At 68.0% G+C, this 9,051-nt stretch carries 10 protein-coding genes; 7 read left to right on the top strand and 3 right to left on the bottom strand.

Annotation, left to right across the window (positions count from 1 at the left end; all coding sequences use genetic code 11):
• From VGD93_RS09360 to ykgO, 6 genes are all read left to right on the top strand, one after another.
• Window positions 1–588: ABC transporter substrate-binding protein (locus VGD93_RS09360; RefSeq protein ID WP_395011400.1), on the top strand; the 588-nt coding region annotated here is incomplete at its 5' end.
• A gap of 99 nt (window positions 589–687) precedes the next feature.
• Window positions 688–1,611 (top strand): ABC transporter permease, encoded by a 924-nt coding sequence (locus VGD93_RS09355; RefSeq protein ID WP_395011398.1) that lies wholly within the window; start codon window positions 688–690, stop codon window positions 1,609–1,611.
• A complete protein-coding gene (locus VGD93_RS09350; RefSeq protein WP_395011396.1) occupies window positions 1,611–2,525 on the top strand; it encodes an ABC transporter permease in 915 nt (304 codons plus the stop codon). Before VGD93_RS09355 ends, VGD93_RS09350 begins: the two co-directional genes overlap by 1 nt.
• Before the next feature lie 2 nt (window positions 2,526–2,527).
• Entirely contained in the window at window positions 2,528–3,511 is a 984-nt protein-coding gene (locus tag VGD93_RS09345; RefSeq protein WP_395011394.1) for an ABC transporter ATP-binding protein, read from the top strand.
• Entirely contained in the window at window positions 3,508–4,518 is a 1,011-nt protein-coding gene (locus VGD93_RS09340) for an ABC transporter ATP-binding protein (RefSeq protein ID WP_395011392.1), read from the top strand. The genes VGD93_RS09345 and VGD93_RS09340 overlap by 4 nt, the downstream gene beginning before the upstream one ends.
• Window positions 4,519–4,669: 151 nt before the next feature.
• Window positions 4,670–4,795, top strand: a complete 126-nt coding sequence (ykgO, locus tag VGD93_RS09335; protein WP_395011390.1) for a type B 50S ribosomal protein L36 — start codon at window positions 4,670–4,672, stop codon at window positions 4,793–4,795.
• Between the two features lie 65 nt (window positions 4,796–4,860).
• Here ykgO and VGD93_RS09330 read toward each other — a convergent pair whose 3' ends face one another.
• Genes VGD93_RS09330 through VGD93_RS09320 form a run of 3 tightly spaced genes read right to left on the bottom strand, consistent with a single transcriptional unit; the run spans window position 4,861 to window position 8,393 of the window.
• The gene (locus VGD93_RS09330) at window positions 4,861–6,255 is read right to left on the bottom strand and encodes a M20/M25/M40 family metallo-hydrolase (protein ID WP_395011388.1); all 1,395 of its coding nucleotides are present in this window, start codon (window positions 6,253–6,255) and stop codon (window positions 4,861–4,863) included.
• 49 nt (window positions 6,256–6,304) lie between these two features.
• Window positions 6,305–7,741: a pyruvate kinase gene (pyk, locus tag VGD93_RS09325; protein ID WP_395011386.1), complete on the bottom strand. Its 1,437-nt coding sequence runs from the start codon at window positions 7,739–7,741 to the stop codon at window positions 6,305–6,307.
• A 28-nt stretch (window positions 7,742–7,769) separates the two neighbouring features.
• Window positions 7,770–8,393 (bottom strand): DUF1036 domain-containing protein, encoded by a 624-nt coding sequence (locus VGD93_RS09320; RefSeq protein WP_395011384.1) that lies wholly within the window; start codon window positions 8,391–8,393, stop codon window positions 7,770–7,772.
• Between the two features lie 216 nt (window positions 8,394–8,609).
• Between VGD93_RS09320 and VGD93_RS09315 the strand changes: the two genes are divergently transcribed.
• Window positions 8,610–8,891, top strand: coding sequence for a DUF2312 domain-containing protein (locus tag VGD93_RS09315; protein ID WP_395011382.1), 282 nt, complete (start codon window positions 8,610–8,612; stop codon window positions 8,889–8,891).
• Window positions 8,892–9,051 lie beyond the last annotated feature (160 nt).

Here is a 9,051-nt window from a genome sequence, read left to right as displayed (position 1 = left end):
TATGCGCCGGACTGGGCCGAAGAGCCCTATGATCAGCGCGTCGCGGAAGCCAAGAAGCTGATGGAAGCGGCCGGCTATACCCCGGAGAAGCCGCTGAAGCTGCAGCTGCGCTACAACACCAACGACAACCACCAGCGCATCGCGGTGGCCATCTCCGACATGTGGAAGCAGATCGGCGTCGAAGTCGAGCTGTTCAACGCCGAAACCGCGGTGCACTACGACGCGCTGCGCGCCGGCGACTTCCAAGTCGGCCGTGCCGGCTGGCTGCTCGACTACTCCGACGCCTCCAACACGCTCGACCTGCTCAAGACCGGCGTGATGCAGGACGGCCAGATGAACTGGGGCAACAACTACGGTCGCTATTCGAACCCCGAGTTCGACAGCCTGCTGGCCCAGGCCGCGACCGAACTCGACCTCGTCAAGCGCTCCGAACTGCTGCACAAGGCCGAGGCGCTGGCGATGGACGAATTCGCCGCCATCCCGATCTACTGGTACGTGTCCAAGAACGTCGTCTCGCCCAAGATCTCGGGCTTCGAGGACAATGCCAAGGACATCAATCGTGTCCGCTGGATGAGCAAGTCGGAATAGCCGGCTGAATTCGGTGGCCGCGGGGCGCCAGCCCCGCGGCCCTGTGCTGCCGCCGCGATAGGGGCGTCGCCCCACGGCAGGCCGGAAGGGCTACTCACCATGTTCGGATATGCGCTCAGGCGCGTGCTGACGGCCATCCCGATCGCCCTGATCACGATCACCGTCTGCTTCTTCATCCTCAGGCTGGCGCCGGGCGGGCCCTTCGACGGCGAGCGCGCGCTGCCGCCGCTGGTCCTCAAGAACCTGAGGGCCTACTACAATCTCGATCAACCGCTGATCACCCAGTACTTCATCTACGTCACCGGGGTGCTGCGCGGCGAGTTCGGCCCCTCCATGGTGATGGAGGACTTCTCGGTCGCGCGCCTCATCGGCATCGGCCTGCCCTTCACCCTGATGCTCGGCTTTTCGGCCTTCGTCATCGGCACGCTGGGCGGCATGATCGCCGGCGCCGTCGCCGCGGTGAACCAGAACAAGTGGCCCGACTACCTGCTGGTCGCGGTGGTGCTGGTGGGCATCATCGTGCCGAACTTCCTCATGGCCAATATCGTGCAGCTCGTGTTCGGCGTGTACCTGGGCTGGCTGCCGGTCGGCGGCTACAAGCCGGGTTCGCTGCTGCATCTGGTGCTGCCGGTGTTCATCCTGGCGCTGCCGCATGGCGGGCGCGTCGCCCGGCTGGTGCGCGGCTCCATGATCGAGGTGCTGGGCACCAACTACGTACGCACCGCGCGCTCCAAGGGGCTGGGGACCCGGCTGATCCTCGCCCGGCATGCGCTCAAGCCGGCCCTCCTGCCGGTGGTGTCCTATCTCGGCCCCGGCCTGTCCTACCTGCTTACCGGATCGCTGGTGGTCGAGCAGGTGTTCGCCCTGCCGGGGATCGGCAAGTATTTCATCACCGCCGCGCTCAACCGCGACTACGGCCTCGTGCTCGGCACCACCATCCTCTACGTCTTCATCATCCTGGCGCTGAATTTGATCGTCGATTTCGTCTACGCCTGGCTCGATCCCAAGGTGAGGTACCGCTGATGGCCGGCATCACCGGCAAGGACGCCGTCCTGACCGCCTATGCCGACGCGCTGGCGGCGGCGCCGAAAGGGCGCTCGCTGACGCAGGACGCGCTGCGGCGGCTGTTCAACAACAAGGCGGCGCTGGTCTCGATCTTCGTGCTCGTCGCCATCGCCCTCCTGGCGATCGTCGGGCCGTACCTGCTGCCCTGGACCTACGACAAGATCGACTGGGGGGCGATACGCAAGCCGCCCGACTTCGCCAAGGGGCATTATTTCGGCACCGACCAGAACGGCCGCGACATGTTCGCCCGCACCCTGCAGGGGACCCAGATGTCGCTGATGGTGGCAACGGTCGCGACCACCGTCTCGGTGGTGATCGGCGTCGTCTACGGCGCGATCGCCGGCTATTTCGGCGGCAAGCTCGACGCCGTGATGATGCGCTTCGTCGACATCATGTACGCCTTGCCCTACATCCTGTTCGTCATCATCCTCGTGGTCATCTTCGGACGCTCGCCGGTGCTGCTGTTCGTCGGCATCGGGTGCCTCGAATGGCTGACCATGGCGCGCATCGTGCGCGGGCAGACGCTGTCCATCAAGGAGCGCGAGTTCATCGAGGCGGCCAAGGCGGGCGGCGCCAGGCCGTGGACCATCATCTTCCGCCACATCGTGCCCAACCTCACCGGGCCGGTGGTCATCTACGCCACGCTCACGGTCCCCGAGATCATCATCACCGAGAGCTTCCTCAGCTATCTCGGGCTGGGCGTGCAGGAGCCGCAGACCTCGCTGGGCACGCTGATCTCGTTCGGCGCGCCCGTCGCCGAGGCGCTGCCGTGGATGCTCTACACCCCCGCCGTGATGCTCGTCTTGATGCTGCTCTGCCTGTCCTATCTCGGCGACGGGCTGCGCGACGCCCTCGATCCGAAGGACCGCTGACCATGGCCGCTGTGCTCACCGTCGACGACCTCGACGTCACCTTCGCCCTGCACAATTCCGAAGTGCAGGCGGTCTCCGACTTGAGCTTCACGCTGCACGAAGGCGAGACGCTGGCGGTGGTGGGCGAAAGCGGCTCGGGCAAGAGCCAGGCTTTCCTCGCCATCATGGGCCTGCTGGCCAGGAACGGCCGCGCCCGCGGCCGGGCGATGCTCGGTGACGTCGATCTCATCGGCATGCCCGCAGACCAGCTCGACACCTATCGCGGGCGCGACATCGCCATGATCTTCCAGGATCCGATGACCTCGCTCAATCCCAGCCTCAAGGTGCGCACGCAACTGGCCGAAGTGCTCGTGCGCCACCAGGGCTACGATCGCGAACAGGCGGTCCGGGCGGCCGTCGAGATGCTCGAGCGCGTCGGCATGCCGGAGCCCGCCAAGCGCGCCAACGCCTATCCGCACGAAATGTCGGGCGGCATGCGGCAGCGGGTGATGATCGCCATGGCGCTGCTGTGCCGGCCCAAGATCCTGATCGCCGACGAACCGACGACGGCGCTCGACGTCACCGTGCAGGCGCAGATGCTCGACCTGTTCAAGACGCTGACCGACGATTTCGGCACGGCGCTGGTCATGATCACCCACGATCTGGGCGTGGTTGCCGGGCTCGCCGACAACATGATGGTGATGTATGCGGGCCGGGCGGTGGAGACCGGCAGCGTCGACCAGCTGTTCTACGATCCGCGCCATCCCTATACGCTGGGCCTGCTGCACTCGACGCCGCACGTGGCGGTGCGGGCGCGCCGGCTCGATCCGATCCAGGGGCTGCCGCCCAGCCTCGAGCGTCTGCCGCCCGGCTGTGCCTTCAACCCGCGTTGCGCCTTCCGCTTCGACAAATGCCTGGCCGAGCGCCCGCCGCTCGAGCCGGCCGGGGAGGGCCGCGCCCGGGCCTGCTGGTACCAGGGCCGCCTTGCCTATGAGGCCGTGGCATGACCGGGCAACCCGCCGACATCCTCACCATCGACGGACTCTCGAAGTCGTTCTCGATCTCGGGCGGCCTGTTTTCGCGGCCGCTGGAGCTGCACGCGCTCACGGACATCTCCTTTTCGGTGCGGCAGGGCGAGACGCTCGGCATCGTCGGCGAGAGCGGCTGCGGGAAGTCGACGCTGGGGCGCTGCATCCTGCAGCTGCTGGCGCCCGACGAAGGCCGCGTCCTGTGGCTCGGAGAGGACATCACAAGGTTGCCTGCCGAGGCGATGCGCCGGCGGCGCCGCGATTTGCAGATCATCTTCCAGGATCCCCTGGCGTCGCTGAACCCGCGCCTCACCGTGGGCGAAATCGTCGCCGATCCGCTCAGGACGCTGATGCCCGAACTGAACGAGGCGGAGCGGCGCCGGCGCGTGCTGGCGATGATGGAGGCGGTGGGGCTGCTGCCGGAAATGATCAACCGCTACCCGCACGAATTCTCCGGCGGGCAGGCGCAGCGCATCGGCATCGCCCGCGCCCTGATCACGGAGCCGAAGCTGATCGTGTGCGACGAGCCGGTATCGGCGCTCGACGTCTCGATCCAGGCGCAGATCCTCAACCTGCTTGCCGACCTCAAGGACAAGTTCGGGCTGACGCTGATCTTCATCAGCCACAATCTGTCGGTGGTGCGGCACGTGTCCGACCGCATCCTCGTGCTCTATCTGGGGCGGATCGTCGAACTGGCCGACGGCGACGCGCTCTACGGCGACCCCAAGCACCCCTACACGCAAGCCCTGCTGACGGCGGTCCCCATCCCCGATCCGAAGCGGGCCCGGGCGCGTTCCATCGACGCGCTGGTGGGCGAGATTCCTTCGCCGATCTTCCCGCCGTCCGGCTGCGCCTTCCGCACGCGCTGCCGCTACGCCGTCGCGCTGTGCGCCGAGCAGCGCCCGCCGCTCGAAACCGTCGAAGGGGGACGGCTGGTGGCCTGCCATCGCTGGCGCGAGATCGAGCGCGAGGCCGCCGCCGGCTAGGGGGCGGGGCGAGGCCGGGTCAGGCCGGAGCGGGCCGTTGCGGGGCGAAAAAGCGGCCCGCGCGCGTTGACAGCATGGGCGTTAGCGCTTAATGACGGGGCCAATCCAGAGGGCGCGCGGCGCCTCTTTTTTGTTCCGAGAAGGTTCGACGATGAAGATCGCCAATTCGCTGAAGGCCCTGCTGGGCCGCCACCGCGCCAACAAGCTGGTTCGCCGCCGCGGGCGCGTCTACATCATCAACAAGATGGACAAGCGCTACAAGGCCCGCCAGGGCTGACAGCCGCCCGCCTCCGGCGCGTCGCAAAGGCCCGCTTGCGCGGGCCTTTTTGTGTTGCGTGCCGCTCAGTTGCCGGCGAAGGCGGCGAGGATGCGGATCCACGAGCGGATGCCGCGGTGGTAGCTGGTCAGGTTGTATTTTTCGTTGGGCGAGTGGATGCGGTCGTCGCTGTGGGCGAAGCCGATGAGCAGCGTGTCGAGCCCGAGCAGACGCTTGAAATCGCCGGCCACGGGGATGGACCCGCCCGAGGCGGTGATCGCGGCCTGCTTGCCCCATTCGTCGGTGAGCGCCGCCAGCGCCCGGCGTAGATACGGGCCATCGGCGGGGACGGCGATGGCCGGGCTGCCGCCGTGCTCCTTGAACATGACCGTGCAGTCCGCCGGGAGGCGCTCCCGGACGTGGGCGCGGAAAGCCTCGCGGATCTTGTGCGGATCCTGGCTGGCGACCAGCCGGAACGAGATTTTGGCACTGGCCTTGGCCGGGATCACCGTCTTGAAGCCGTCGCCCGTATAGCCCCCGCTCATGCCGTTGATCTCGCAGGTGGGCCGCGACCAGATCTGCTGCAGCAGCGGGCGGTCCTTCTCGCCGGCCGCCTGGGTCAGCCCGGCCCCGGCCAGGAACGCCTTCTCGTCGAAGCCGAGGTTGCGCCACTGCTCGGCGACCGCCTCCGGCAGTTCCTCGACCTCGTCATAGAAGCCGGCGACGGCGACGCTGCCGTCGGGGCGCCTCAGGCTGGCAATGATCTCCGCCAGCACCTGGTTGGGGTTGCGAGCGGCGCTGCCGTACATGCCCGAATGCAGATCCTTGTCGGCGCAGGTGATCTCGATTTCCTCGCCGACGAGGCCGCGCAGCATGGTGGTGATCGACGGTGTCGAGCGGTCCCACATGTCGGTGTCGCAGACGAGGGCCACGTCGGCCCTCAGCTCGTCGGCAGCCCCGCCGATGAAGCCGGGCAGGTTCTTGCCGCCCGATTCCTCCTCGCCCTCGAGCAGGATGGAGACCCTGACGGGCAGCGTTCCGTTGGCGGCGCGCCAGGCGCGGCACGCCTCGAGGAAGGTCATCAGCTGGCCCTTGTCGTCGGAGGAGCCGCGGGCAACGATATGCACTTCGCCGTCGGGCTGTTCCCGAAGCTCGGCCTCGAACGGATCGGAATTCCACAGCTGCAGCGGGTCGACCGGCTGCACGTCGTAGTGGCCGTAGAACAGCACGTGCGGCGCGAGCGCGTCGCGGCCGTGGGCGACGACCACCGGGTGGCCGGGAGTATCGCGGACGGAGGCCTCGAAACCGTCCTCGCGCAGGCCTGCGGCCAGCCATTCGGCGGCGCGGCGGCATTCCCCGGCGTAGGCGGGGTCGGTGGAGATCGACTTGATGCGGATGAGCGCCTTGAGCCGCTCGAGGCTCTGATCCATGTCGGCGTCGGCGCGCGCGAGCGCCGCCTCGAGCTGGGTTGCGATCGTCATATCTTGGCCTCGTTGCTGGTCTCGTCGGTGGCCGCTGCCTTCGCGGCCCTCAGGAGGAGCCGGCGCCGTCCTGGCGGACGAAGGCGATGCGCAGCATGTTGGTGGCCCCGGGGGTGCCGAGCGGAATGCCGGCGGTGATGGCGATACGGTCGCCGGGGCGGGCGAGCCCCTCCTGATAGGCGATGACGCAGGCGCGGTCGACCATGTCTTCCATGTTCACCGCGTCCTCGGTCGCCACGCAATGGATGCCCCACACCACCGACAGCCGCCGCGCCGTGCGGATATTGGGGGAGAGCGCCAGGATCGGCTTTGAGGGGCGCTCGCGCGCCGCCCGGATGGCGGTCGAACCGGACGAGGTGTAGGTGACGATGGCCGCAAGGTCGAGGGTTTCGGCGACCTGCCGCGTCGCCGCCGAGATGGCGTCCGCCGCGGTGGCCTCCGGCTCGGTGGCCTGGGCGCGGATGATCGAGCGGTAGTTGACGTCGTTCTCCACGGCGACGGCGACCCGGTTCATGGTCGACACCGCCTCCACCGGATATTGGCCGGACGCGGACTCGGCCGACAGCATGATGGCATCGGCCCCTTCGAACACGGCAATCGAGACGTCCGAGACCTCGGCGCGGGTCGGCACCGGCGACTGGATCATCGATTCCAGCATCTGGGTGGCGACGACCACCGGCTTGCCGTAGCGGCGGGCGATGCGGATCATGCGCTTCTGCAGGCCCGGCACGGTCTCGAGCGGCAGTTCGACGCCGAGGTCGCCGCGGGCGATCATGAAGGCGTCGCAGAGCTTGATGATCTCCTCGAGCCGTTCGACGGCCTGCGGCTTTTCGATCTTGGCCATGACGCCGGCGCGGCCCTGGACGATCTTGCGGACGTCGATGATGTCCTCGGGGCGCTGCACGAAGGACAGCGCGATCCAGTCGGCTTCGTTGCGCAGCGCCTCGACGAGGTCGGCATGGTCCTTCTCGGTCAGCGCCCCGACCGGCAGCAGGGTATCGGGCAGGCTGACTCCCTTCCTGTCGGAGAGCTTGCCGCCATGCACCACGGCACACTCGATGGCACCGCCGCCGACGCGCAGGGCGCGCAATTCGATCTTGCCGTCGTCGAGCAGCAGCCGGTCGCCGACGCCGACCGCCTCGAAGATTTCGGGGTGGGGCAGGTAGACGCGCGCCTTGTTGCCGGCGACGGGCGAGGAATCGAGGGCGATGGTCTCGCCGGCGGCGAGCTGCACGGAGCCGCCTTCGAAGCTGCCGATGCGCAGCTTCGGCCCCTGCAGGTCGACCAGCACGCCGAGCGGATGGCCGAGCCGCGCCTCGACGGAGCGGATGCGGGCCACGGTTTCGGCCAGCAAGGCGTGGCTGGCGTGGCTCATGTTGATGCGGAAGACGTCGGCCCCCGCCTTCGCCAGTTCCTCGATGGTGTTCTCTTCGCTGGAGGCCGGGCCCAGAGTTGCCAGAATCTTAACGCGTCGCATGCGCCTCATTGGACTGTCTTGCCTTCCCCCAACGGTGTTATTCGGCGTCGTCGCCGGAAGCGGCGTCCAGGTTGCCGTCCAGTGGCGCTCCATCTTCGGCGCCGGCGACGGGGTCTGCGCCCAGCACCTCGCCTTCGGTAAGCTGCAGCGTCCAGTTGCTGCGGCTCTTGGTGTCGACCTCGAAGAAGCCGGTACGTTCGTAGCCGCGGGCGAGACAATCCTCAACGCCAAAGATGGTGAAGGTCTCGTCGCGCGTGCACATGTAGACCTCGCCGTCCCAGGTGCCGCCGCCGATGTCGTCGGCGGCGAAGACGTAGTAGTAGCGGGCGTCGAGGCGGCCATTATAGACGGTCTTGCATTCCCCCGGGCCGGCGACCCACCAGCCCTCGGACTGCCAGCCCCGCTCGGCCCGGTAGCCGAGCGCGATGGAGACGGGATTGACTGTCTGGTTGCACACCCGGAGGCTGCCCTCGTCCGATTCCGCTTCCGCGTCGGCGACCGGCGCCGCCTGGGCGGGGTTCACCCCTGCCCCGGTGGACTGCGCCGGCGCGGCGAGCGCGACGGCGGGTGCCGACGGTCCCCCCTTGGGGATGGCGAGCCAGATCGCGATGACGGCAAGGACCCCGACAAGCACACCAGCGATGGCCAGGATAACGCGCAATGCTCCAACCCGGATGCTGAATGAATGCGGGATGCTTGGGGGCGCGGTGAGTTGTGCGCACGGCCCCCTGGTTGTCAACCGCTAAACGAGGCTTTTGGCGGAAATGAGAGAGCCGCGGGTGCGGTGCGGATTGGGCGTGGATTGCCGATGATTTGGCTTGAACGGGCAGGGGCGACCGGCTTGAACGGGGGCTCGGAAAGAAGAGGTTCGTAGACTATGGCCACCGTATCCCCCGACAGCGTCGCACAGGACCAGTTGCGTGCATTCGTCGAGCGCATCGAGCGCATGGAAGAGGAAAAGAAGGCGATCAGCGACGACATCAAGGAGATCTATGCCGAGGCCAAGGGCAACGGCTTCGACACCAAGGTGTTGCGCCAGATCGTGCGCATCCGCAAGCAGGACCACGCCGAGCGCATGGAACAGGAGGCGCTGCTCGAGCTCTACATGGCGGCGCTGGGCATGGCCGCGGCACCGCCGCAGGGCGACGACGAGGACTAGTCTCGAGGCGGCGCCCGAGTCACTCCGCGGCTGCGCGCCCGTCCGTCGCGTCGGCCGGGCCGGCGGGGTCGGCGGGCGCGGTCTCGCAGCCCAGGTCGGGGAACGCCACGCTGCGCCGCCCCCTGAGGTCGAGGCGCACGACCAGCAGCCCGCGCTCCTC

It is taken from the genome of Devosia sp., assembly GCF_036406155.1.
GTDB lineage: Bacteria > Pseudomonadota > Alphaproteobacteria > Rhizobiales > Devosiaceae > Devosia_A.
The sequence above is the reverse complement of the archived record's forward strand: the minus strand, read 5'-3'. Positions and strand labels throughout refer to the sequence as shown.

Bases quoted from the DNA above. Each gene is read 5' to 3' on its own strand.
- VGD93_RS09355 (WP_395011398.1), top strand. From the start codon at position 688: ATGTTCGGATATGCGCTCAGGCGCGTGCTGACGGCCATCCCGATCGCC.
- VGD93_RS09350 (WP_395011396.1), top strand. From the start codon at position 1,611: ATGGCCGGCATCACCGGCAAGGACGCCGTCCTGACCGCCTATGCCGAC.
- VGD93_RS09345 (WP_395011394.1), top strand. From the start codon at position 2,528: ATGGCCGCTGTGCTCACCGTCGACGACCTCGACGTCACCTTCGCCCTG.
- VGD93_RS09340 (WP_395011392.1), top strand. From the start codon at position 3,508: ATGACCGGGCAACCCGCCGACATCCTCACCATCGACGGACTCTCGAAG.
- ykgO (WP_395011390.1), top strand. From the start codon at position 4,670: ATGAAGATCGCCAATTCGCTGAAGGCCCTGCTGGGCCGCCACCGCGCC.
- VGD93_RS09330 (WP_395011388.1), bottom strand. From the start codon at position 6,255: ATGACGATCGCAACCCAGCTCGAGGCGGCGCTCGCGCGCGCCGACGCC.
- pyk (WP_395011386.1), bottom strand. From the start codon at position 7,741: ATGAGGCGCATGCGACGCGTTAAGATTCTGGCAACTCTGGGCCCGGCC.
- VGD93_RS09315 (WP_395011382.1), top strand. From the start codon at position 8,610: ATGGCCACCGTATCCCCCGACAGCGTCGCACAGGACCAGTTGCGTGCA.